Below are 24,216 nucleotides of genomic sequence, written 5' to 3' on the forward strand. Positions count from 1 at the left end.
GCACCGGTCATGCGGCGCCGAGTGCCAGTACCGAGGTCTGGCTGCCGATGGCGAAGGCCAGCGACACCGCGAGTTCGGTGCGGGTCGCGCGGGCGCCCTCGGCGACGTGGTCGTGGTCGCACTCCGGGTCGGGCACGGCGTCCGCGTAGTTGGCGGTCGAGCACAGGCACTGGTGGTGCAGGGCCAGCGCGGTGGCCGCCGCGTTGACCAGGGCGGCGGCGCCCAGGAGGTGGCCGTACACCGGCTTGACGGAGCTGAGGGGCGGCCAGGCGGACCGCGGGCGGCCCTCGTACAGGGCGCCGAGCATCCGGCTCTCGGCCACGTCGTTCTTCGGCGTGGCGGTGCCGTGCGCGCAGAACCAGTCCACGTCCCGCGGGGTGCGGCCCGCGTCCTCGAGCGCCCCGGCGACGGCGGACGCGGTGATCTGCCCGCTCATGTCCATGCCGAAGGGGTGGGTGGCCTCGTTCAGTGCCCGGTGGGACAGGAAGCGGGCGTAGCCGCCCGCGCCGCGTGCCCGGGCATGGCTCTCCCGCTCCAGGCACAGGGCGACGGCGCCCTCGCCGAAGGCGAAGCCCTCGCGGTCGCGGGTGTAGGGGCGGATCGCGCGGCGGGGATCGGCCGACTCGGTCGACAGGACGCGGTCGCCCATCGCCTGGAAGGACTGGAACACCAGGGGCGTCAGGGGGAATTCGTAACCCACTACGACCACGGCGTCGGCGGTGCCCGCGCGAATCAGGTCGGCGGCGAGGCCGATGGCGTGGTGCCCGCCCACGCAGGCGGAGCTGAGCGTGGTGACCAGTCCGCGCACGTCGCCGTAGATGGCGGACAGCGTCGCCGGGGCGCCCGGCATGCCGCGCAGCATGGCGCCGCTGTCACCGAAGTGGCCCGCGCTGCCCGCCTTGTGGTCCTGGCCCTCTCGGCCGTTGAGGCTGTCGTCCTCCCGCAGCGCCTGGCTGACCCACTCCAGGGGGCCGCGTGAGGAAGAGGCGATGAGGGACAGGCGCGGCGGGTCGATCTCGCCGGGCCCGAGCCCCGCGTCACGGCGGGCCTCCTCGACGGCCGACATGGTCACCAGGGCGTCGCGCGTGTACCGGCCCGCGAACTTCTCGCTCAGCTCCGGCAGGAACTTCCGGTGGTCGAAGTCGCGCAGCTCGCCGGCCACGCGTACCCCGGTCCTGCCCGGTACGCAGCGCGTCAGCCGGCCGAGTCGTGAATTGCCGTCGCGCACGTCCTGCCAGAATTCGTTGACATGGGTCGCGCCGGGGAGCATGACGCCGATACCGGTGACGAGTACGGAGTCCCCGCGGTCTTTCCGTGCAGCGGATTCAGCCTGTGCAGCCATACCGGAAAGCTATCCGGCAGGAATTCGCAGGACATCGGCCCGCCGGTACCCGGGAGAATCCCTCCGAGGTACTTGAAGTACCAATTATTGATTTCAGTACCACTGATACCTGGGGCGGTGGAAACCGGGTACCGGACGCCGGTTACGCCAGGACGCGCACCGTTCTAGCGTCGACGGCCTGTCGACAGCGGCACGCAACACAGGGAGTCTCATGGCGCATCAGCAGCAGGATCCCGCTCGCGACGCACTGATCACGGGCATGGGATTCGCCCTGCCCGGCCCCGGAGGACTGTGCGCGACGTCCGCGCAATTCCTGGACATCGTCTCCACCGGCGCCTGCTACGTGGAGAATGACGGCGTCTTCTTCGGTCAAGTGCGCACAGATATCGCGGATGTGAAGGAGCGTTATCCCGAACTTCCCGTAAAGGCACTGAAACTCTATTCCCCGGTGCAGTTGCTCGGCCTGATCTCCATGGCCGAGGCGTGCGGTGACGCCGGACTCGACTGGCGCTCGGGCGCCCTGTCGCAAGCGGCGATCCTCGCGGCCCGGGACGGCGGTGACTGCTGGTCGGCGCAGTACGCAGACATCCTCAACACCGATCGCACCCGAGCCACCAAGGACCAGATCAACGAACTGGGCACCCGCCTCGCCCTCACCGGCATCCCCATGGACGTGGCCAACGTCCAGGTGTCGGTCGTGGCCGGGACCGGCCCCAACTTCACCGTCTCCAACGGCTGTACGTCCTCCGCGGTGCTGCTGGGCATGGCGAGCCGGATGATCGCCGCCGGCGAGGTGGAGGTCGCGGTGGTCACCGGCGCCGACGTGTTCGGCCTCGACTTCCTGCGGCACTACGCCGACCTCCTCGACCGGTACGCCGAGCTGAGCGCCGAAGAGGGCATCACGGTCGACGCCATGGAGGACGCCGCGCTGGCGATGGGCGCGCAGATGCGCCCGTACGACAAGAACTCCCCGGGCTCCAACATGGGCAACGGCTCCATCACGCTCGTCGTCGAGAGCCGCGCCCATGCCGAGCGGCGCGGCGCGACCCCCTACTCCCGGATGCTGGCGCAACGCACCCGGCGCAGCCCGCAGCACAGCGCCTTCGCCATCGACCGCGCGGGGGCCGGCATGGTCCAGGCCTCCCGGGACGCCATGGCGGGCCTCGTCGAGGCCGAACAGATCGACTACGTCAACGGAGGCGCCGAGGGCGACCGCGTCTTTCACGAGACGGAGTCGAACATCATGCGCGGCCTCTTCGGGGACCGCGCGACCACGATGCCCGTCACCGTGCAGGAGGCCTGCTTCGGGCACAACGGCGGCCCGCTCGGCGCTCTGGGAGCGGCGGCCACGTCCCTGATGATCCAGCGCGACCTGGTGTTCCCGACGGCCGGCTGCGTCGACCCGGACGACGCCTGCCTCTTCGACCCCGTGCCGGGCACCACCGCCCGGCCACTGCGCATCGATCACGCGCTCTCTTTCAACTACACCGTAGGCATGGTCAGCAGCGCGATCCTGCTGGGGAAGGCGTGAGGACCGCGGACATGGACCACAACAGGACACACGCGGCCGTACTGGCGGGCGTCGCCGGCTGGGTGCCGCCCGGCACGGTCACCAACGCCGACCTGGAAGCCCGCCTCGACACCACCGACGACTGGATCCGCAGCCGCACCGGCATCGCCGAGCGGCACACCGTCCCACCGGGCATGGCCACGCGGGAACTGGCCGTCGAGGCGGGCCGGCTGGCCCTGAAGTCGGCCGGCCGCGACAGCGTGGACGCGGTCGTCCTCGCCACGGCGACCCCGGACCGCCTCTGCCCGGCCACCGCCCCCGAGGTCGCGGCGGCGCTCGGACTCGGCCCCGTCGCCGCGCACGACGTCGCCGCCGTCTGCGCCGGATTCCTGTACGCGCTGTCGGCAGGCGTCGGCGCGATCGCCGCCGGCTTCGCCGACCACGTCCTGGTCATCGGCGCCGAGACCTTCTCCGCCATCGTCGACCCGCAGGACCGCAACACGGCCGTCATCTTCGGCGACGCCGCCGGTGCCGTCGTACTGCGCGCCGGTGACCCCGACGAGCCGGGAGCCATCGGCCCCATCCGGCTCGGCAGCGACGGCACCCACAGCGACCTCATCCAGATCCCCGCGGGCGGCGCCCGGCAGCGCGCCGCCCGGACCGTGCCCGAGCCGAGCGACCACCACCTCCAGATGCAGGGCCGCAAGGTCTACCGGCACGCGAAGGAGCGCATGGCGCAGTCGGCGCGCGAGGTCATCGAGCGCTCCGGCTGGACGGTCCAGGACGTCGACCGGCTGGCGACCCATCAGGCCAACGCGCGCATCAGCGAAGCCGTCGCCGACGAACTGGGCATCCCGCGCGACCGCGTCCTGTCCAACATCGAGCACGTCGGCAACACCTCGGCCGCGTCCCTTCCCCTGCTGCTCGCCGACTCGGCCGCGGCGGGCGGGCTGCGGACGAACGACCGGGTGCTGCTCGCGGCGTTCGGCGGCGGGCTCGCCTGGGGCGCGGCATCTCTGACATGGCCGGACGTAACAGCCCTGGCCGTGCACACGTACCGCGGCTGATACTCCCGCCCGGCGCGGGTCAAGCCCCGCCCCAATCCACCGACACAGCGCCCCCCGGAGGAAACGGTGTACGAATCGGTCAAGTCCCTGCTCACCAACGAATTCAAGATCTCCGAGGACCGGATCGCCCCGGACTCCACGCTGGAGGACCTCGGCCTGGACTCCCTGGCGTCGGTGGAGTTCGCCCTCGCCCTGGAGAAGGGGTTCGGCGTGGAGATCACCGACGACGAGGTCGTCGAGCTGGAGCGGCTCGACAGGATCGTCGACCTCGTCGAGCGCCGCAAGCAAGCATCCTGAGCCGTGCCCAGGTCCCTGAAGAGCGCGGCGCGCACGGACCTGGGTACGACCACCGGACAGCCGGGGCCCGTTGCGGGCCCCGGCTGCTTTCTGGGGTCAGGGCCGGTCCACGGGGGAGGGGCGGCCGTTGGCGGACTCCCTCGATTCCTGCTTCACCAGGTCCACGCCGTCCTCGGGTGCGGCACCGCCGCCCTTGGCCGCCGGGGTGATCCGCCCCGCCGAGGGCGGGATGAACAGGAAGACGGCGATCGCCATCAGCACGAGGATGATGCCGGTGCACAGCGACGTGACCCCGAACGCGTCCGCGAACGCCTGGTCGGCGCGCCGCTTCAGCTCCTCCCCGGCGGAGCCGGGCAGGGCGCCGGCCACTCCGACGGCGTCGGCGAGGCCTTCGCGCGCGGCGTCCATGGCCTTGGGGTCCACTCCCGCGACGGGGTCGTCCATCTCGCTGCGGAACAGCGCGGAGGCCACGCTGCCCATGATCGCCACGCTGAGGCCGTTGCCCAGTTCGTAGGAGGTCTCCTCGATGCCCGCGGCGCCACCCGCGGTATCCGCGTCGGCCGTCGACATGATGGCGTCCGACGCGGCCGTCATGGCGCAACCCGCGCCGGCGCCGATGCCCGCGAGGGCGATGGCGAAGACCCAGTACTCGGTGTCGGGCTCGACGTTCATCAGGACGAAGAACGCGGCGCCGATCAGGCCCATGCCGATCATCATGGCGTACCGCGTGCCGTACCTCGGGACGATGACGGACATGATCGGGGCCCCGATCATGGTGGCCAGGAGCAGCGGCAGCAGCTGAAGGCCCGACTCCATCGGCGAGGCGCCGCCGATGAACTGCCAGTGCTGCGTGAGAAGCAGCATCAGCCCGCCCATGCCGAACATGGCGAGGACCACGGACGCCACCGCCACGGAGAACGCGCGGTCGCGGAAGAGTGTCGGATCGAAGAGCGGGTCGCGGATGCGCAGCACGCGCACCACCAGCGCCGTGAGCAGCACCAGGCCGAGCACGCCCGTGATGATCGTCTGCGCCTCCAGGCCCTTCGCGCCGCCGTGCTGGATCGCGTAGACGAGGGAGATCAGGCCGGTGACGGACAGCAGGGCTCCGACGGTGTCCCAGCGCGGCGGATTCGGATGCCGGGACTCCGGCACCAGGGTCAGCGCCGCGATCAGGGCGATGACCATGATGGGTACGTTGATCAGGAAGACCGAGCCCCACCAGAAGTGCTCGATCATGACACCGCCGACCACCGGCCCGACCGCGGCACCGGCCGCGGACATGGTGGCCCACACGGCGAGCGCCACCGTTCGCTCTTTGCGGTCGGTGAATACGTTCCGGATGATCGAGAGCGTCGACGGCATGATGATCGCCGCGCCGATTCCGAGCAGCGCGCGGGCCGTGATCAGCATCGCGGGCCCGGTCGCCCAGGCCGCCGCGGCCGACGCGCCGCCGAAGACGAGGAAGCCAAGGCACAGGAAACGTTTGCGGCCCAGGCGGTCACCGAGCGTGCCGCAGCTGATGAGCAGGCCGGCGACGACGAGCGAGTAGACGTCGACGATCCACAGCAACTGCACCGACGAGGGTCGGAGTTCGGTACTGAGCGTGGGCAGGGCCACGTTCAGCACTGTCAGGTCGAGGGCGACGACGAGAAGGCTCAGCGAGAGGACGCCCAGCACCGCCCATCGGTTTTTCGCCCCGGGGATGCCGCCCTCGTCACCGCCCTCACCTCCTCCGCGGCCCGCGCCCTGCTGCTCATGCACCACGCCGTCCATGACTGGCCTCCTTCGGGATTCCGTCAACTGGTCTCGTACGTCATACCAGCCATCGTACGTCGTACGAGACTGCGTTAGCATAGGGCTGTGAATGAAACTTCTGGACGAGAAAACACACCGAAAGGCCAACCCGGCTCGATCTGGCTGCGCGAGGTGAAGCAGCGGCCGGCGAGGCAGCCGCTGAGCCGTGAACAGATCGTGCAGGCGGCGGTGCGTCTCCTGGACGAGGGGGGTGTCCGCAATCTGCGCATGCGTCAGCTCGCGGACTCGCTGAACTCGGCACCGATGTCGTTGTACTGGCACGTGTCGACCAAGGACGACCTGCTGGAACTGGCCATCGACGCGGTCTTCCCCGACCCGCCGTCCCGGTCCGGCACGGGGGACTGGCGCGACGACATCAAGGCGGGCGCGACGGATCTGTTCGAGGTGCTGCTGCGGCACTCCTGGATGATCGAGCTGATGGGCGGCCACCCTCCGGTGGGGCCCCGCGCCCTGGCGCACACCAGCGCCATCATCGAGATCCTGGAGCAGGCCCACTTCACCCCGAGGCAGCTGGACTCGGCGCTCTCGGCGATCTACTACTACACCGTGGGAGCCGCCTTGTCCGAGGCGTCCTGGCAGGCGATGGCCCGCCAGAGCGCCGAGAGCGAGGAGGAGTGGGTGAGCCGCCTCGGCCCCTACCTCGGCATGGCGACCCAGTCCCACCCGGCGTCCCTGGCCGACTACGTCAAGCGCAGCGCTTCGAGCAGCACGGGCCAGCGATTCCACGACGGCCTCGAATGCATGGTGTCCGGCATGGTGCAGATGCGTTCAGAGGACTCCTGAGGCCCTGACACACCCCCTCGGCCGCCGTCGACCGCCCCTCAGGGGGCCGGGGTGGCCCGGGAGTAGTGCACCGGCAGCGCGGTCAGTCCGCGGGCGCGCATCGAGGGACGCCACTGCGGGTCGGCACCGGCGAACTCGAGGTTCTCGAACCGGTCGAGGAGCGCGGTGAGGGCGATCTCGGTCTCCGCGCGCGCCAGCGGGGCGCCCAGGCAGTAGTGGATCCCGTGGCCGAGCGCCAGATGGCCCGTGGCATCGCGGCCGAGGTCGACCCGGTCCGGATCGGGGAACCGGTTCGGGTCGCGGTTGGCGGCGGACAGCGACAGCAGCACCGTATCGCCCGCGGGGATCACCGTTCCCCCGATCTCCAGGTCCTGCGTGGGAAACCGGCGGATGGCGAGCAGGGCCGGCCCTTCGAAGCGCGCGAACTCCTCGACCGCGTCGGCGATCCGCGCGGGGTCCTGCCGGAGAAGGGCCATCTGGTCCGGGTTCTCCAGCAGGGCCAGTACCGCGTTGCCGATCAGCTGGACGGTGTTCTCGTAGCCGGCGAAGAGGATGAGGAAGGCCAGGGACATCAGCTCGTCCTCGGTGAGCCGGTCGTCGTCCGCGTCCCGGACCGCGATCAGGTCGGAGAGCAGGTCGTCCGCGGGGCTGCTCCTCTTGTGAACCAGGAGTTCCGCGAGGAACCCCAGCATGCCCGCGAAGGCCTCCTTGGCGACCTGGGGCCGGCTGGGGTCGGGCGCGACCAGTACGTTCGACCAGGACCGGAAGTCCCGACGGCGGCTCTCCGGGATGCCCAGGAGTTCACAGATGACGGTGATCGGCAGGGGCGCCGCGTAGGCGGTGACCAGGTCCGTCGTGCCGTGTGTGCCCAGTGCGTCCAGGAGCCGGTCCGCGGTGGCCCGGATCGGCGTGCGCAGCTGCTCTACGCGGCGGGGGGTGAAGGCGCGTCCGACCAGGCGGCGCAGGCGTGTGTGGTCGGGAGGGTCCATATTGAGGAGGTTCGCGTCCAGCGCGGGGGGCAGCGCCAGCCCGCGGTAGTTGCCCTCCCGCGCGTGCGCTTTGTCGAGCGAGAGCCGCGGGTCGGCGAGAGCGGCGCGTACATCGTCGTACCGGGTGACGAGCCAGGCGGGTCGACCGTCGGTGCCGGCGACGCGATGCACGGGAGAGGTGGTGCGCAATTCCCGGTACACGTCGTACGGTCGGGTGCTCAGGTCGTCCGCAAGATCCATGGACTCACTCTAGGGGTGGGCGGGTTGGGCCCGCGCCCCTGGGGCCTGCCGTGCGGTGGGTACGCCCGAGACCTCGCGGCACCGCGGGCCCGCGACGACGCCGGCGGACAGCCGACGGCGGCTACCGGCCCACTTCGACCCGGAACGAGAGCCGGTCGCCCTCCGTTTGGAGTGCGGCGCCCTGAACGGTCGGCTCTTTGTACGACCGCGCCCGTTCGACCAGGATGGTGCAGCCGTGCTCGTCGTCGAGACAGGCGCCGCGGTCGGCCTCGAAGGTGTTGACCCGGGCCACGCCCGCCTGCTGCCTCAACCACTCCTCGACCAGGGAGACCTGCTTGGCGCAGTGCTGGACACACGGGTCGGGCCATGTGTACGTCACTTGTGCCAGGTTTCCGGGGACGCGGGAAGTGGTCGGCCGGGAGAAGCCCTTGGGGGCGGTGAGGGCGTCGGCCACACTCCGATTGGCCTCGTACGCGCTGTTGTCGTCCCGCTGGTCGAGGAGGTACCCGGCACTTATGGTCAGCGCGATCACCAGCATCGTCGCGCCCAGCTTGACCCACGGTGAGACCCGTCGGCGCGGTGCGGGCCGCCGCCCGGCGGCGGGCCCCGCCCCGACCTGCCCGACGGCGGGGCTCCTCGCCGGCATCGTGGGCAGTGCGGACGGAGCGGGGGCGGCCACGGCGGGAGTTGGCGCCGCAGCGCCGTTCAGCTGGGCCCGCAGCTGATCCATGGTCAGGCGCGCGGCCGGATCCTTGTGCAGCAGCCCGTCGAGTACGGGGCCGAGCGCTCCCGCCCGCACAGCGGGAATCGGCGGCTCCGTCGCGACGGCGACCAGGACCGCGTGCGGCGCCGTGCCGGCGAACGGAGCGTGGCCCTCCACGGCGGCGTACAGCGTGGCGCCCAGGGACCAGAGGTCGGACTCGGCCGTCGCGGGCAGGCCGCGGACCTGCTCGGGAGCCATGAACGCGGGCGTGCCCATGATCATGCCGGTGGCGGTGAGGGTGGCGTCCCCTTCGAGGGCGGCGATCCCGAAGTCGGTCAGGACGGCACGGTCCTCTTCGAGGAGGATGTTGGCGGGCTTGATGTCCCGGTGAGTGATCCCCATCCGGTGCGCGGCACCGAGCGCGGCCGCCACTTGCCGCCCGACGTCGGCGGCCAGCTGGGGCGCGAGCGCGCCTTGTGCCTCGATGAGGTCGGCGAGGGACCCGCCGTCCACCAACTCCATGACGATCCAGGGCCGTCCGTCGGGGCCGGATATCCGGTCGTGGACGGTGATGATCCCCGGATGCTTCAGCCGTGCGGCGGCGCGGGCCTCGCGGTCGAGCCGGGCGATCCAGTTCTGCCGCTCGGCCTCGCCCAGATGCTCGGGCAGCCGCAACTCCTTGACAGCGACGTCCCGCCCCAACTGTTCATCGTGGGCCTGCCAGACCGCGCCCATGCCCCCTTGGCCGAGCAGTCGGCTCAACCGGTAGCGGCCCGCGAGGAGTTGCCCGTGATCGTCATCCACGTAGGGAATATAGCCGGGGGGCGCGGTGGGCCCGTGCCGCCCGCCGGTGGGCGGGCAGCCGGGGTGGCACCGAGGACTCCGGGATTAAGGGACCGTCGCGGTCGGAGACGATCCGTTGCGGACGGTGCCCCAGTGGATGCCCGTCTCGTTGTGGATGTGCCAGATGTCGTCCTCCGAGAGAAGAACCGATACCACCCCGGGGAAGGCCTCCTCGAAGTAGATATAGGGCTTCCGGTTGTCGATGCGGGGCGAGTGGTAGTCGAGCCGGTCCTGCATGCCGTGCTGGGTGGTGACCGGGGTCGCGGGATGGTAGGTGAGGATGTTGGGGCTGGCGAGGTCGATCAAACCGTCGTCGATCAGCCGCCCCACCTCATGGATGGTCTCGTCGATGCTGGCGCGCGTCTCTCCGTCCAGGCCGAAGAGCACCGAGGTGCCCAGTTCCAGCCCCTGTTCCTTCACCAGCCGGGCCGCTTCCCTGACCTTCGCCTTCCAGGGGCGGGTCTCGTCCCGGCGCAGGTTCTTGTGGATGTGGTCCATGACCTGCGTCGACATGCTCTCGATGCCCATGTAGATATAGGTGCACCCGGCGGCCTTCATCTTCCGCAGGATCTCGGCGGTCTGCTCGGGCGAGTGCAGGGCCACGAGCGTGTCCACGGTGAGCTGGGCGCCCCACTGGAGCCGGCCCAGCCGTTCGAGGTCGTCGGGATCGCAGAGGCGCGCTTGGAAGCGGGCAGGTATTCGCTCGGCGTCCGTCGCGCGCAGCTCGGCCAGTGCGTCGCAGAACTCCGCGATGTCCCGGTAACGTCCGCTCCAGAACACGGAGTCGTCGAAGAAGAGCGACTCGGCGCCGTAGTGGACGTACTCGCAGACCCGCTCGACCGCCGTGCTGATCGGGTCGCGTTTGAAGCGCTTCAGGGTGCCCGCCACCTGCACCGACTCCGAACAGAAGTTGCAGCGGTACGGGCAGGCGTTGGACACCATGAAGTGGGCGGTGCGCAGAATGGCGCCGGTGCCGGGTGCGGTGAAGATCGGGAAGTGCGAGCGGATCGCGAACGCCTCGTAGGGCGAGGGGAGTTCGGCGAGATCGAGCGTGCGACCGCGCAGCGGTACGGCGTCGAAGCCGTCGTCCGAGGCGAGGACGGCCAGGGCCTGCCCCGGGCCGGGACCCTCCTCGGCGAGCAGTCCCTGGAGGAGTCCGAGGACGCGATCGCGGTCCACCCACTGCCGGTCGAGGTCGACGGCGAGGGCCACGGCTCGCATCAGCAGGTCCACCGCGTGATGGGCCTCGCCGGTCACGACGGCGTCGACGACCCTGGGTGCCCTGCCCTCCTGGATGACGGACAGGGGGCTGCTGGGCTTGAGGAGGAGCCTCAGCCCGTCCGGCGTACAGGTGATGGTCTCGTCCGCGTGGCGGCCGCCGAGGATGACGAAGGCCTCCGGAAGCTCGCTCTTGACGAGGGAGGCGATCTCCAGCGCGTACCGGTGTGCGGGGGAGACCGCGCTGATCAGAACTACCCGGGGGCGCGCCTCGCGCAGCAGCCGGATCCAGCGCACTCTGGCCGCGTCGTCCCAGACCCGCGGGTCGAACACCGTCTGGTCGGTGTTGGGCTCGCTCTCGTACGGCCGGTAGCCGTCCGCCCCGGCGGCCAGCCGGTACTCCTTGGACGGTAACCGGGTCCACTCGGGGGCGAAGTCGGTGTAGTGCGTGGCCTCCGCCAGCGGGCCCGCGTCGTCGACGGCTCGGCGTACGGCCACGGAGAGCGCCGTGTAGAGGCACATCGGATCACCGGGGTAGGTGATCTCTCCCTCGGCCTGGGTCATGACGGGTGCCAGGACCGAGAGCACCGGGAAGTAGCGGCGTGCCGTGCGTCCCTGCGCCAGGTCGTCGAGCAGTCTCTCCCGGCGTACGCGGCGCAGTTGCCGGAAAGAGGCGAGGTCCGCCGCGTCCCCCGGCCGATGTACGCGTACATTTCCACTACTGGATTGCACGCTTTCGACAGTGTGAATAGTCATCAGCCCTCCGGATCGTTATACGGCACTGATTGATTTGGCCGTCTGATCCCGGTTGTGCGGGTCCGACACGGAGCGCCTGATAAAGCGGTTCGACTGGCATGGTTTGTCGACCGTGCAGGTAATCAAGAAAGCCCCCGTGATCTTTGTTGTCACTTTACTAGGCGGCGCCCGGTGCGAGTCAACAGGACAAAGAAGACAGTCACTTCGGCAAGCGCCGGACAGCGGTGTCCATACGGTCCAGTGTTTCGTCGAGAACCTTGAGAGAGGTGCCGAAATTGAGGCGCACGAATCCGTTTCCTGCCGCGCCGAAGGACGGGCCGGAGAAGAGCAGTACCTTGGCCTCGTCGCGGAAGAAGGCCATGGGATCGTCGCCCACGTCCAGGCGGCGGCAGTCCAGCCAGGCGCAGAATCCGGCCTCCGGGATCCGGTAGGACAGCTGTGCGGGGAGCCGCTCGGCCACCCGGTGGCGGTTGCGGTCGAGCAGGGCCATGACCTCCTCCAGCCAGGAATCGCCCGAGGTCCAGGCGGCCTTGAGCGCCTCCACCGCGAGTACGCCCACCTGACCGAAGAGCAGACCCCGCCGGTCGTCGACGGCCTCGCGCACGGCCCGCGGGCCCACATGGGCGACCGCGCAGCGGATGCCCGCCAGGTTGAACGCCTTGCTGCCCGAGGTCAGCGTGACGGTGCGGGCCGCCACCTCCGGGCTCAGTGAGGCGAACGGGATGTGCCGGTGCGGGGCGTGGGTCAGATCCGCGTGCACCTCGTCCGAGATGACCAGCAGGTCGTGACGGAGCGCCAGCTCCGCGAGCGCCTCCAGCTCCGCACGCCTGAACACCCTGCCCGTGGGGTTGTGCGGATTCACCAGGAACAGGGCGCGGCACCGCCCGGGTCCCGCATCCGCCACGGCGCGCTCCATCCGGACCGGGTCGAACCCCCAGCCCGTGCCGTCGTCCTCGACCGGCACCGTCAGCGGCCGGCGCCCGATCCGCTCGATGACCTCGACGAACGGGGGGCAGGCCGGGGTGTGCACCAGCACCGCGTCGCCGGGCGCGGTGGCCAGCTGGAGGACGGCCAGCATCGCCTGGTTGATGTCGGTGAACATCCGCACGTGGGTGGGGTCCGGGAGGTGTCCGTACCGGCGCCGGGTCCGCTCGGCGAACACCTCGCCGAGCGGACCGCCCCGCGACTCGTCGAACCACGTCGGATAGCCGAGGTCCCCCGCGGCCCGGCGCGCCACCGCCTCGCGGATCGCGGGTGCCGTCGGAAAGTCCATGTCCGCGACCCAGGAAGCCAGCACGTCCGTCCCGGCGTGCGCCCATTTCTCCCCGTCCCGGCGTGACAATTCGCCGATGTCGAGAGAATCCAGTGCCGACTGCGCGGCCAAAGCGGTGGAGTTCATGGTGCGACCTCCCGGCCGGTCGGGAAAATCCCCTTGCGGAGCTGGTACCCCGAAAGACATTGCATCAGGTTGTGCTCCCACTTCTCCGAGAAATACTGTGACGCTCGTCACCTTGTGATGGCCGGAGGTGATCGATAATCTCGCCAACCAGTCGTTGTCGCCATGTATTTGGCAATGTGTCAGTCAGGGGACGGTCGCGTGCCGAATACGCGCATACGCCGCCCGGAACTTTGAGACGGAAGGCGGGGAATTGACTTCCTATGCCGTTCAGCTCCCAGGCGACCTCGCGACGCTGGCGAAGGCCTGCGGCACCACACGGGAACGGGTGGCCGTCGCCGCGTTCGCCGCTCTGCTGTACCGGTACACCGGACGCAACCACGTCGAACTCGCGCTGAGCCGGGACCGGTCCGACGACACCGCCGTCCATCTGACGGTCACCGGGGAGGCCACCTTCCGCGCGCTGGTGAAGGACGCCGGCGCGGCACAGGAGCACCCGGCGGGGGACCACGTCCGCACAGGCATCAGCTTCGGAGCGCCGGTGCCGGCCGACCTTCCGTACGAGGCACAGCTCGTACTGCCCGCCCTCGACGAGGGGCCGCTGCCGGTCGGACTGCGCTACGACGAGACGGCCTTCGACACCGCCACGGCCGAGCGACTGCTCGACCATTTCCACACCCTGCTGGCCGAGGGGCTCGCCCGCCCGGACCTGCCCCTGGCGGAGCTGGAGTTCCTCGGCGAGAGCGAGCTGCACCGGATACTCGTCGAGTGGAACGCCACCGCGGCGGAACTGCCGCACCCCGGGTCGTGTCTGCACGAGGCGTTCGAGGCTCGGGCCGCGCGCGCCCCGGACGCCGTCGTCGTGGCCCAGGACGACCAGCTGCTGACATTCCGCCAGGTCAACGCGGCCGCCAACCGGCTGGCCCACCATCTGCGCGGACTCGGCGTCGGCCCGGACCGGCGTGTCGGCCTGTACCTCGACCAGTCGCCCGATCTCCTGGTCGCCATCCTCGGCGTGCTCAAGGCGGGCGGCGCCTACGTACCGCTCGACCCCGGCTACCCGAGCGCGCGCGTGGCCACCATGATCACGGGCGTGTCCTGTGTGGCCGTGATCAGCCGAAGCGACCTCGCCGACGGCCTCCCGCGGGCCGAGGGACCCGGCGGACCCCACCTGATCGTCCTCGACCGCGCGGCCGACGAGCTGGCCGCCGAGCCCGACCACGACCCGCGTCCCGTCGCAGGCCCGGACAACCTCTGCTACGTGATGCATACGTCCGGCTCCACCGGCACCCCGAAGCCCATCGCCCTGTGCCACCGCGGCGTGCTGAACAACATCGCGGACCTCAACACCCGCTTCGACGTGGGACCGGGCGACAGCGTGCTGGGCCTGTCGTCGCCGAGCTTCGACATGTCCGTGTACGAATTCCTGGGCGTACCCATCGGCGGAGGCACCCTGGTGCTGCCCTCGCCCGGCCGCACCAGGGACCCCGGACACTGGGCCGAGCTGTCGGCCCGCCACCGGGTCACCCTCTGGAACACCGCGCCCGCGCTGCTGGAACTGGTCCTGGAACACCTCGACCACGCCGAGCGGCCCGCCCCCGACGACCAGCCCGCTCACCCGAGGCCCGCCGACCCGCGGCCGACCGGCCGGGCGCTGCCCCTGCGCGACCTGCGGCTGGTGATGCTCGCCGGTGACTGGATCCCGCTGCGGTTGCCGGACCGGACCCGCTCCCGCGCACCCGAATGCCGTTTCATCTCCCTCGGCGGCGCCACGGAAGCGTCCATCTACTCGACCGTCTTCGAGGTCGAGACGACCGACCCGGCCTGGACGAGCATCCCCTACGGGCGCCCCATGGCCAACCAGCGGGTGTACATCCTCGACGACGCCCTGCGGCCCGTACCGCCCGGTGTCACGGGCGAGTTGTACCTGGCCGGCACCGGACTCGCCCGCGAATACCTGGACCAGCCCGAGCGGACCGCGGAGCGCTTCCTGCCGTGGTCGTACGGACCCGTGAGCGAGCGCCTCTACCGCACAGGAGACCTCGCCCGGTTCGACGCCGACGGACTGATCGAGCTGATCGGCCGGGTCGACCTCCAGGTGAAGATCCACGGCCTGCGCGTCGAACTCACCGAGATCGAGGCGGCGTTGCGCGACCACCCGGCGGTCAAGGAGGCCGTGGTGACCGCTCAGACCGATGCCGCCGGCGCCCCGGCCCTGGTCGGCTACGCCGTGCCGCACGAGAGCGCGGACTTCAGGGCCGACGACGTACGCGAGCACCTCGCGTCGCGGCTCCCGTCGCACATGGTCCCCGGCGTCCTGCTCACGCTGCCCGCCCTGCCCCTCAGCCCCAACGGCAAGATCGACCGCAAGGCCCTTCCCGCCGCGTTCGCGCCCGGACCGGCCGGACCGGACCCCGCGGCGCCCGCCGAGGACCGGCCGCAGGGCGTCTGGGAGGCACGGCTCGGCGCGGCCTGGCAGGAGGTCCTGGGCGTCGCGTCGGTGCGCAGGGACGACGACTTCTTCGGGCTCGGCGGCGACTCGATGAAGGCCATGCGCACCATGGCGCTGATACCGGGCTTCACCCTCGCGGACCTGTACCGGTATCCGACCCTGCGGGAGCTGGCCGGGCATCTGGAGAACACCGCGGGCGACCCTGGCGTCGAGCCGCCCGGCGACCGCGCCTGACCGGACGGCCGCACCGGCGGGCGGCACCGTGGCGTGCCGCCCGCCCCGGCCCGTCACGAACCCGCCGAACATCGCACCGGGAGCCGGCTGACACCCGTCAGAAAGCTGGAGGCCATCCGCTCGACCGGCCCGGCCGGCTCCAGTTCACCGACCTGACGGCGCAACTCCTCCAGCATGACCCGCAGTTCCACCCGGGCCAGCGGTCCCCCCAGGCAGAAGTGCGGGCCGTGGCCGAGGGTCAGGTGCCGGTTCGGGGTGCGGGAGATGTCGAAGCGGTAGGGATCCTCGAAGATCTCCGCGTCCCGGTTCGCCGAGATGTTCCACAGCGTGACGATGTCGCCGGCGCTGATCCGCCGGTCCCTCAGCTCGATGTCCACCGTGGCGGTACGGCCGATGTGCGTCACCGGAGTCGTCCAGCGCAGCACCTCCTCCACCGCGGGATCGAGCAGCCCCTCGTCCTGGCGCAGCCGCTCCCACTGCTCCGGGTGCTCCATCAGTGCCAGCGCCGCGCCCGCGGACGACAGCCGCGTCGTCTCGTCGCCGCCGATGATGATGTTGTAGCAGTTCAGCAGCACCTCGGCGTCGCCGAGCCGGACACCGTCGGCCTCCCCGGTGGCGAGCAGGCTCACGATGTCCTCCCCGGGCGCCTTGCGGCGACCGGGAAGCAGACCGGCGTAGTAGAGCAGGATCTCGTGCTGGGCCCGCGCGGCTTCTTCCCTGGATTCCCGCGAGTCCTCCGCGCCCAGCGCGGCCATGGTCATCTCCAGCATCGCGGCGCGGTCCGCGGGCGGCACGGCGAGTAGCTCGCAGATCGCGATGAGCGGGATCTGCGCCGCGACATCGGCGACGAAGTCACCCCCGCCCGCCTCCACCAGGGCCTCCACCAGGCTGCGGGTGGCGTTCCGCACGCTGTCCACGACCGGGGCCATGGCCCGGGCCGAGAACGCGCCCATCAGCATGCGGCGCACGGCGGTGTGCCGGGGCGGATCGGTGACCACCAGCATCTGGCCGCCCGCGGAGTCCCCGCCGGTGAGCAGGGTGCCGAGCATGTTGCCCTGCTGCGAACCGAGCCGCGCGGTGTCCCGGTAGACCGCGGCGATGTCACGGTAGCGCGTGACCACCCAGAACCCCGGGCCGCCGTCGCCGCTCTCGCACCGAACGACCGGGTGCTTCTCCCGCAGTTCGCGCCAGGTGTCGCAGGCGTCCGGGTCCGGATGCACGGCCGGGTCGATCATGTGGAAGGGAATCGTGGGCCCGCCGAGGGTGCCGGTGAGGTCAGCGGTCATGCGAGGCCCCGATGAGGTCGTCCGTCCAGGATCCTTCGATCAGCTCCAGGCAGTCCGCCCGGGTTGCAGGCCCGTACGCGACCGACCACCCGGCCGGCACGTCCGCCGCGGCGGGCCACAGCGAGTACTCGTGCCGGTCGTTGACCAGTGCGAGGAAGCTGCCCACGGTGTCGGCCGGGGTGTCGAAGGGACTTCTCACAGGTGTCTCCAGACAGGTCGGGCAGATTGTCGGCGGGGCCGCTCACGCGGTGTGGTCCGGGCCGTCCAGGCGCCGGGCGAGCACGGCGGCGATGTCGGCCAGGGGGCCGGGGGCGAGCATGTCGCCGTGCCGGCAGGCGATCGGATGACTCTCGATCCGTCCGCTCGTGTACGGCGCCCAGTCGCCCGGCCCCTCGGGATCCGGCGCCTTGCCCTCCATCGCCTCGAAGAACAGCACGTCCACGTCGACGGGCCGGGAGTCGTGCCGCCGCTGTGCGTTGACGTTGTTGGTGAACACCTCGGCCACCGAGGCCAGCTGATCGCTCGACAGCGTGCCGAGCGGGCTGCCGTGCTCCGTCAGGACGCGCAGGGCCGCCGCCGGGTCGAGCGGCGGCGCGCCGGCCGGGCGCAGGATCCCGAGTGAGTGCAGCACCTCCGCGAGGGCCTCGGGCTGGTCGTAGTCGACCGGACGGGCGTCCGGCCGCCGGGGATAGGAGTCGAGCAGCGCCAGCAGCGCGACCTCCTCGCCCTCGGCGCGCAGCAGCCGGGCCGCCTCGTGGGCGAGGATGCCGCCCATGGACCAGCCCAACAGGTGGTAAGGGCCGTGCGGTTGGACAGTGCGCAGCCGCGCCACATGGTCCCTGGCCATCGCGGCCAGGTCCGGGAGCAGGGCGGCGGGGTCGTCCAGGCCACGGGACTGGAGGCCGTAGACCGGGCGGTCGGCGTCCAGGTGGCGGAGCAGCCCCGAGTACACCCAGCCGAGCCCGACGCCGGGGTGGAAGCAGAACAGCGGCTCCCGGCCGCCGTGCGGCCGCAGCGGGATCAGTACGTCCAGCGCACCGCCCGGGTCGGCCTGCGGCGCCGGACCGTCGAGGAGGGCGGCCAGACCGGCGACGGTCGGGACCCGGAACAGGGTGTCGATGCCGAACCGGGCCCCGAAACGGGAGCGCAGCAGACCCAGCAGCCGGAAGGCGAGGAGCGAGTGACCGCCGAGGTCGAAGAAGCTGTCGTGCGCGCCGAGCCCGCCGGCCGGCCCGTCCGTGCCCAGGACCTCGCCGAAGAGCGAGGCCAGCTCCTTCTCCAGGGCGGTGCCGGGCGGGCGCTCCTCGCGGCCCGCCGCGCGGCCGGGGTCCGGCGCGGGCAGCGCCCGCCGGTCCAGCTTGCCGTTGGGGGTGCGGGGCAGGGCCGGCAGCGTGACGACCATCGGCACCATGTGCCGGGGCAGTGTGGCCTCGACGTGGCGGCGCAGCGCCGTGCCGTCGGTCGCGGCTCCGGGTTCGAGGACGACGTAGCCGACCAGCCTCCGGTCACCGGGACGGTCCTCGCGGACCGCGACGGCCGCCTGGGCGACGTGGGGGTGGCGTACGAGGGCGGCCTCCACCTCGCCCAGCTCGATCCGGAAGCCGTTGATCTTGACCTGGTCGTCCAGCCGTCCGAGGAACTCCAGGTTGCCGTCCGGCAGCCAGCGCACGAGGTCCCCCGTGCGGTACATCCGGGCTCCCGGCTCGCCGTACGGGTCGGCGACGAAGCGCTCCGCGGTGAGCGAGGGGCGGCCGAGGTAGCCGGTGGCGAGGCCGGGGCCGCCCAGGTACAGCTCGCCCGGCACGGCCACGGGGGCCGGGCACAGTCCCTGGTCGAGAACGTAGGCGCGGGTGTTCCAGGACGGGCGGCCCACCGGGGGCGCCTGGTCGAAGGGGCCGTCGCCGAGCCAGCCGGTGGCGTAGACGGGAGCCTCGCTGGGGCCGTAGATGTTGGCGACGCGCGCCCCGGGGAAAGCCGCCGTGATCTCGTTCGCCACCGCGGCGCTCAGCTGCTCGCCGGCCAGCACCACCGTTCCCGCGGTGACCGCCGGGTCCAGGCGCCGGATCAGATCGGCGAAGACCGAGGGCACCCCGCTGACCAGGGCCGGCGCGGTGACCGGGCCGGCCGCCAGGGTCTCCTCCTCCGCCAGCGCGAGCAGGTCCCGGTGGATGCGGACGGTGCCGCCCGTTGCGAGCGGGCCGAAGATCTCGAAGACGGAGACGTCGAAGCTGACCGAGGTGGTCGCCTGGACCTGGGTGAGCCCCTCCGTGCCCAGGAAGCCGCCCAGCCAGGCCAGCAGGTCGGCCATGTTGGCGTGCGAGACGACCACGCCCTTGGGCCGCCCGGTGGAGCCTGACGTGTAGATGATGTAGGCCGGGTCGGCCGGGCGCAGCGGGCGCGGACGCTCGGCGTCGGTGACATCGCCGTCGGGCCGGCCGGCCCAGTCGATCGCGGGGTCGTCCAGGACGAGCCGCGGGACGTCGGCCGCGGGCAGGGCACGGTCCGTCCCGGCATGGGTCACCAGGAGCGTCGGCCGGGCGTCCGTCAGCAGCAGGGCGATCCGCTCCCGCGGGTACCGCGGGTCGACGGGCAGATAGGCGGCGCCGGTCTTCAGTACCGCCACCAGGGCCACGAGCAGCTCGGCGGAGCGGGGCAGGGCGAGCGCGACGATGCGGCCGGGGCCGGCGCCGCGGGCGAGCAGTTCCCGTGCCAGCCGGTTGGCACGGGAGTTCAGCTCCGCGTAGCCGAGCGTGGTGCGGCCGTCGACGACGGCCGGTGCGTGCGGCCGCTCCCGCGCCCGGTCCTCCAACAGCGCCGGGAAGAGCCGGTTGCCGTCCCGGGGGACGAGATCGCCGTGCCACCGGTCGAGGCGGCGCAGCTCCGCCTCGGAGAGCAGCACCGTGTGTTCGTACCGGTCCCCGGAAGCGGTGGCCAGCGCGGTGAGCGTCCGCCGGTAGTAGCCGCCGATCTCGGCCACCTGCTCGTCGGTGAACCGGTCGGCGTCGTAGCGCAGATGCAGTCGTACCGCGGCCGAGGCCAGGTCCTGGGAGAACTCGGCGCCGAACGGGATGCTGGTGTTGGTGACGCGCCGCTCGTCGAGCACCTCCAGCTCGGCCGCCCGGTCCAGGACCGACCGGTAGACGTGGAAGCGGGTGAAGTTGAAGAACGCCTCGAACAGTTCCCGGCCGCCCGCGGCCCGCTTGATCTCCGGCATGGGGAAGCGACGGTGCGGCTGTACGGCGATGTCGGTGCGGTGGACGGTGGTCACCAGGTCGTCCCAGCTGCCTCCGGTCAACCGGGTACGGAAAGGAAGGGTGTTGAGGAACATGCCCAGCACGCGGTCGCCGTCACGGTCCTCGGTACGGCCGTTGTAGACGACGCCGGTGACGACGTCCGGGCTTCCGGTGAGCAGGGAGACCACGCGCAGGTGGGCGGCGAGCAGAAGGGTACGCATGGGCACCCCGAGCCGTTCGGCGCACGCGGTCAGTGCCGTGGCCTCGTGCCGCGGCAACTCCACGGGGACGATGCGCATGTCGGGCCGCCCCGTCGTGGGCCGCAGCCGGGGCAGCGCCGCGAACTCGCAGTCGGCCAGGTGCTCCGCCCAGAAGGCGCGGTGCTCCTCGTCGGCCACGGCGGCGCGCTCCTCCGCGACGAACGCGCCGAACCGGGCCGCGGGCGGCTCGGGGAACACGACCTCGGAGGTCCCGGGCCCGTCGACGCACCGCAGAGAGTCGACGCACCGCAGATAGCGGTCGAACAGTTCGGTGATCAGCGAGCGCTCGCTCCAGCCGTCGAGGATCGCGTGGTGCTCCGTGACCCACAGCTGGAAGGTGTGGTCGGTCAGCCGCTGCACGTGGAACCGGATCAGCGGGGCCTGCTCCCAGGAGAACGGCGTCCGCTTCTCGGCGGTGAACCGCTCGTCCAGGGCGGCTCGTCGGCCGGCCTCGTCCAGCTGGCGCAGGTCCTCGAAGGAGATGGGGGCCGTGACGCGGCGGTGCACCAGCTGGAGCGGTTCACCGAAACCCTCCAGGTGGAAGGAGACCCGCAGTATCTGGTGGTCGGCCACCATCGAGTCCACGGCGGTGCGCCAGGCGTCCTCCGACCAGGCGGCCCGGATGTGGTACCCGCAGACGTTGTGGTAGATCCGCTCGGCCGCGTCCAGTCCGCTGTGGTAGAGCATGCCGGCCTGCAACTGGGAGAGCGGGAAGGCGTCCTCGACGTCGGCGGGCAGCGCGGCCCGGTCCTCGGCCGTCAGCAGCGACAGCGGCCGGTACCGGGTGCCGCCGCTGCCGGGGGCGACCAGGGAGGTGTGCGGGGCCAGGTCCCGGATCGTCTGATAGCGCAGGAGGTCCTGGAGCCGGAAGTCCAGCCCTCTCTCCCGGGCCCGGCTGAGCAGGCCGATGGTGCGGATCGAGTCGCCGCCCAGCAGGAAGTAGTTCTCGTCGGTGCCCACCCGCTCATGGCCGAGCACCTCGCTCCAGACCTGGACGAGGATTTCCTCCGCCCGGTTGGCCGAGGCGGTCACCGGCGCGTCGGCCGCCCGGGACGGGGCGGGCAGGCGGCGCCTGTCGACCTTGCCGTTGACGGTGAGCGGGAAGCTGTCGAGCACTACGAAGGCAGCCGGAACCATATGGGGAGGCAGCGCGTCGAGGAGGTGGTCCCGCAGCTCTGCCGCGCCCAGGCCCGCCCGCTCGGAGACGACGTGGGCCACGAGCCGCGGGCCGCCGCCCCCACCGTCGTCGACGGCCGACACCAGGGCCTCCCGGACGTCCGGATGCCCGACGAGCGCCGCCTCCACCTCTCCCGGCTCGATCCGGAAGCCCCGGATCTTCATCTGGTCGTCGGCCCGGCCGCAGTACTCCAGCTCCCCGCCGGGCAGCCGCCGAACCAGGTCGCCGGTGCGATAGGCCCGCCCGCCGGGCAGCGTGACGAAGCGGGCCGCGGTCAGCTCCGGGCGGCCGAGGTAGCCACGGGCGAGTCCGGCACCTCGTACGTACAGCTCGCCGGTGACCCCGTCGGGCACGGGGCGGCCCCGGTGGTCGAGGACGTCCAGTACGAGGTCCGGGATGGCGACTCCGATGACGCTGCCGCTGCCGGTGCCCTCCTCGGCGTCCCGCGGCGAGATGGGCCGGTAGGTGACATGGACGGTCGTCTCGGTGATGCCGTACATGTTCACCAGGCGCGGTCCGTCGGGATGCCGTGCGAACCACGGGCCCAGCGTGCGCGGCTCCAGCGCCTCGCCGCCGAACACCACGTACCTGAGGGCGGGTACGGCGACGTCCGCGCGCTCCTCCTCGCGCATCAGCACGGCGAACGCCGACGGGGTCTGGTTGAGGACGGTGACACCTTCGGCGGCCAGGAGCCGCAGGAGCGCACCGGGGTCCCGGCTGATCTCGTACGGGACGACGACGAGCCGGCCGCCGTGGGCCAGCGCACCCCACAGCTCCCACACCGAGAAGTCGAAGGCGTAGGAGTGGAACAGTGTCCAGACGTCATCGGGGCCGAACCCGAACCAGTGCGCGGTCGAGGTGAACAGCCGGGCGACGTTGCGGTGCGGGATGAGAGTGCCCTTGGGCTCTCCCGTGGAACCCGAGGTGTGGATGACGTACGCCAGGTCGTTCGGGTGGACCCGGTGGTCCGGTGCCTCGGCCGGGTGCGCGGCGATGGCGGCCGCGTCGCTCTGGAGCGAGACCACGCTGCCGGTGAAGCCGTCCAGCCAGTCGCCCGGCCGCCCGTCGACCAGTACGTGCGTCAGCGCGGTGTCCCGCACGATGAAGGACAGCCGGGCGTCCGGGTACGCCGGGTCCAGCGGGACGTAGGCGCCGCCGGCCTTCTGGATGCCCAGGATCGCCACGACCAGCTCCGGGGACCGTTCGGCGCTCAGGCCGACCAGGACCTCGGGGCCCACGCCGAGTTGCCGCAGGTGCCGGGCGAGCCGGTTGGAGCGCCGGTCCAACTCGGCGTAGGTCAGCTGTTCCCGGCCGTGGCGGACCGCGACGGCGTCGGGCCGGTCGGCGGCATGACGGGCGAACCGGTCGAGGACGGTCTCCTCGTCCACCTCCGGCGCGGCGGGGGCCGTTTGCCCGGCGGCGGGCACCGCGAGGGTGTGCACCGGGGCGCCCGGGCTCCGTACGACCTCGGTGAGGAGCTGGGCGTAGTGCCGGGCGAACTGCTCGGTCAGCCAGTCGGGCCAGGCGGCGTCGAAGCGTGCCTGCCCGTCCGGCGTGACGGTCAGCCGCAGCGCGTGGGGGTGCGGCGGGGGAGTGTCCTGGCGGGTGACGACGACCCCGTCCGGCAGCTCCCGCACGCCGGTGTGCCGAGCGCGCGACGCGAAGGCGACGGGGAGCGGCGGCTGTTCGTCCGGCCAGTCGGCCCCGGCGCCGCGAGGGGCCAGGTGCCGGAGCCGTCCGAGTACGGTGCGGAAGTCCGGGTCCCCGGTCAGGTCCGCGTGGCTGGTCAGGTCAGTGGTGAACGGGCCGACGGCGGAGGCGTACGCGGTCCCGCGCTCGTCGCGGGCCGTGGCGAGAAGGATGTCGTCGGTGTCCGCGTACCGGGCGACCAGCAGGGCCAGGAGGGCGGTCAGCCCGTCGTCCAGGTCGGCGCCGGCCGCCGCGCACAGGTCGCGCAGACCCGTGAGGGCCTCCGCCGGAAGGCGCAGCCGATGGGTGGCGGCCCGGCCGGGAAGGACACCGGGAAGCCGCGGTGGTGCGAGGTCATCGGCGTCCGGGGCCGCGGCGGGGGAGCCGCTGGCGGCGGTCGCGGCGTACTCGGTGAACTGCGGTGCGGGCGAGGCGGGCAGGTGGGTGGCCTCCGGTCCTTCCTGGGCCTGCCACGCGGCCAGGAGGTCGTCGAGGAGGAGGTCGAGAGAGCGTTCGTCGGCGACCATACGGTGCAGGGACAGCGTCAGCCTGAGACCGGTGCGGCCGTTCGGTTCCACGGCGGCCCGCAGCAGCGGTCCTTGCTCCGGGTCGAAGGCGGCGTCCGGCTGGTCCCACGACGACGGCGGCTCGCTGTGCACCGACTGCACCAGCGTGGTGCCCTCGAAGGTGAAGCGGGTACGCAGCGCGTCGTGGCGCCGGACGCACGCGGCCACGGCGGACCGCAGCCGCGTGGTGTCGGTGGTGCCCTCGAAGGTGACGGCCAACCGCAGCTCGTGAGCTGTGTGATCCGGTGTCAGCTCATGGGCGACGTAGAGCTGCTGCTGGTGCGGTGTGGCCGCGACGGCGGTGCGCGGCAGGGCGGCCGTCGGTGCCTGCGCATGGCCCGCCTGATGGGTGCTCACTGA

The 24,216-nt window shown here is 71.7% G+C and carries 14 protein-coding genes; 5 read left to right on the top strand and 9 right to left on the bottom strand.

Annotated features, from left to right (window positions below):
- Nucleotides 1–7: 7 nt before the first annotated feature.
- Entirely contained in the window at nucleotides 8–1,342 is a 1,335-nt protein-coding gene (locus IG54_RS0118500; RefSeq protein WP_030784999.1) for a beta-ketoacyl-[acyl-carrier-protein] synthase family protein, read from the bottom strand.
- 211 nt (nucleotides 1,343–1,553) lie between these two features.
- Here IG54_RS0118500 and IG54_RS0118505 point away from each other — a divergent pair, with 211 nt between their 5' ends.
- The 3 genes from IG54_RS0118505 (at nucleotide 1,554) to IG54_RS0118515 (ending at nucleotide 4,216) form a co-directional block, all read left to right on the top strand.
- Nucleotides 1,554–2,873: a beta-ketoacyl synthase N-terminal-like domain-containing protein gene (locus tag IG54_RS0118505; protein WP_030785002.1), complete on the top strand. Its 1,320-nt coding sequence runs from the start codon at nucleotides 1,554–1,556 to the stop codon at nucleotides 2,871–2,873.
- Between the two features lie 11 nt (nucleotides 2,874–2,884).
- On the top strand, nucleotides 2,885–3,919 hold the full coding sequence (locus tag IG54_RS0118510; RefSeq protein WP_030785004.1) for a beta-ketoacyl-ACP synthase III: 1,035 nt from the start codon (nucleotides 2,885–2,887) through the stop codon (nucleotides 3,917–3,919).
- Between the two features lie 66 nt (nucleotides 3,920–3,985).
- Nucleotides 3,986–4,216, top strand: coding sequence for an acyl carrier protein (locus tag IG54_RS0118515; RefSeq protein WP_030785007.1), 231 nt, complete (start codon nucleotides 3,986–3,988; stop codon nucleotides 4,214–4,216).
- A gap of 96 nt (nucleotides 4,217–4,312) precedes the next feature.
- Here the strand turns inward: IG54_RS0118515 and IG54_RS0118520 are convergent, their stop codons facing one another.
- Nucleotides 4,313–5,989: an MFS transporter gene (locus IG54_RS0118520; protein ID WP_051819633.1), complete on the bottom strand. Its 1,677-nt coding sequence runs from the start codon at nucleotides 5,987–5,989 to the stop codon at nucleotides 4,313–4,315.
- An 87-nt stretch (nucleotides 5,990–6,076) separates the two neighbouring features.
- Here IG54_RS0118520 and IG54_RS0118525 point away from each other — a divergent pair, with 87 nt between their 5' ends.
- Nucleotides 6,077–6,814: a TetR/AcrR family transcriptional regulator gene (locus IG54_RS0118525; RefSeq protein ID WP_078594246.1), complete on the top strand. Its 738-nt coding sequence runs from the start codon at nucleotides 6,077–6,079 to the stop codon at nucleotides 6,812–6,814.
- 38 nt (nucleotides 6,815–6,852) lie between these two features.
- On the opposite strand, the gene IG54_RS0118530 is transcribed toward IG54_RS0118525, so the two are convergent.
- The 4 genes from IG54_RS0118530 to IG54_RS0118545 all read right to left on the bottom strand — a co-directional run bounded on the left by IG54_RS0118530 (nucleotide 6,853) and on the right by IG54_RS0118545 (nucleotide 12,962).
- Nucleotides 6,853–8,043 (bottom strand): cytochrome P450 family protein, encoded by a 1,191-nt coding sequence (locus tag IG54_RS0118530; RefSeq protein WP_030785017.1) that lies wholly within the window; start codon nucleotides 8,041–8,043, stop codon nucleotides 6,853–6,855.
- Between the two features lie 121 nt (nucleotides 8,044–8,164).
- A complete protein-coding gene (locus IG54_RS38040; protein ID WP_234336240.1) occupies nucleotides 8,165–9,550 on the bottom strand; it encodes a serine/threonine-protein kinase in 1,386 nt (461 codons plus the stop codon).
- An 84-nt stretch (nucleotides 9,551–9,634) separates the two neighbouring features.
- Entirely contained in the window at nucleotides 9,635–11,539 is a 1,905-nt protein-coding gene (locus IG54_RS0118540) for a B12-binding domain-containing radical SAM protein (protein ID WP_199809558.1), read from the bottom strand.
- A gap of 223 nt (nucleotides 11,540–11,762) precedes the next feature.
- Nucleotides 11,763–12,962 (bottom strand): MalY/PatB family protein, encoded by a 1,200-nt coding sequence (locus IG54_RS0118545; protein WP_030785024.1) that lies wholly within the window; start codon nucleotides 12,960–12,962, stop codon nucleotides 11,763–11,765.
- A gap of 250 nt (nucleotides 12,963–13,212) precedes the next feature.
- Here IG54_RS0118545 and IG54_RS38045 point away from each other — a divergent pair, with 250 nt between their 5' ends.
- Nucleotides 13,213–15,645, top strand: coding sequence for a non-ribosomal peptide synthetase (locus tag IG54_RS38045; RefSeq protein WP_051819635.1), 2,433 nt, complete (start codon nucleotides 13,213–13,215; stop codon nucleotides 15,643–15,645).
- A gap of 53 nt (nucleotides 15,646–15,698) precedes the next feature.
- On the opposite strand, the gene IG54_RS0118555 is transcribed toward IG54_RS38045, so the two are convergent.
- The 3 genes from IG54_RS0118555 to IG54_RS0118565 are packed head-to-tail and all read right to left on the bottom strand — an operon-like array spanning nucleotide 15,699 to nucleotide 24,213.
- The gene (locus IG54_RS0118555) at nucleotides 15,699–16,931 is read right to left on the bottom strand and encodes a cytochrome P450 (protein ID WP_037897389.1); all 1,233 of its coding nucleotides are present in this window, start codon (nucleotides 16,929–16,931) and stop codon (nucleotides 15,699–15,701) included.
- Nucleotides 16,921–17,130 (bottom strand): MbtH family protein, encoded by a 210-nt coding sequence (locus tag IG54_RS0118560; RefSeq protein WP_030785032.1) that lies wholly within the window; start codon nucleotides 17,128–17,130, stop codon nucleotides 16,921–16,923. The genes IG54_RS0118555 and IG54_RS0118560 overlap by 11 nt, the downstream gene beginning before the upstream one ends.
- Nucleotides 17,131–17,172: 42 nt before the next feature.
- The gene (locus tag IG54_RS0118565; RefSeq protein ID WP_051819637.1) at nucleotides 17,173–24,213 is read right to left on the bottom strand and encodes an amino acid adenylation domain-containing protein; all 7,041 of its coding nucleotides are present in this window, start codon (nucleotides 24,211–24,213) and stop codon (nucleotides 17,173–17,175) included.
- Nucleotides 24,214–24,216 lie beyond the last annotated feature (3 nt).

It is taken from the genome of Streptomyces sp. NRRL S-920 (assembly GCF_000717945.1).
GTDB classification, from domain to species: domain Bacteria; phylum Actinomycetota; class Actinomycetes; order Streptomycetales; family Streptomycetaceae; genus Streptomyces; species Streptomyces alboniger.

Bases quoted from the DNA above. Each gene is read 5' to 3' on its own strand.
- IG54_RS0118500 (WP_030784999.1), bottom strand. From the start codon at position 1,342: ATGGCTGCACAGGCTGAATCCGCTGCACGGAAAGACCGCGGGGACTCC.
- IG54_RS0118505 (WP_030785002.1), top strand. From the start codon at position 1,554: ATGGCGCATCAGCAGCAGGATCCCGCTCGCGACGCACTGATCACGGGC.
- IG54_RS0118510 (WP_030785004.1), top strand. From the start codon at position 2,885: ATGGACCACAACAGGACACACGCGGCCGTACTGGCGGGCGTCGCCGGC.
- IG54_RS0118520 (WP_051819633.1), bottom strand. From the start codon at position 5,989: ATGGACGGCGTGGTGCATGAGCAGCAGGGCGCGGGCCGCGGAGGAGGT.
- IG54_RS0118530 (WP_030785017.1), bottom strand. From the start codon at position 8,043: ATGGATCTTGCGGACGACCTGAGCACCCGACCGTACGACGTGTACCGG.
- IG54_RS0118545 (WP_030785024.1), bottom strand. From the start codon at position 12,962: ATGAACTCCACCGCTTTGGCCGCGCAGTCGGCACTGGATTCTCTCGAC.
- IG54_RS0118555 (WP_037897389.1), bottom strand. From the start codon at position 16,931: ATGACCGCTGACCTCACCGGCACCCTCGGCGGGCCCACGATTCCCTTC.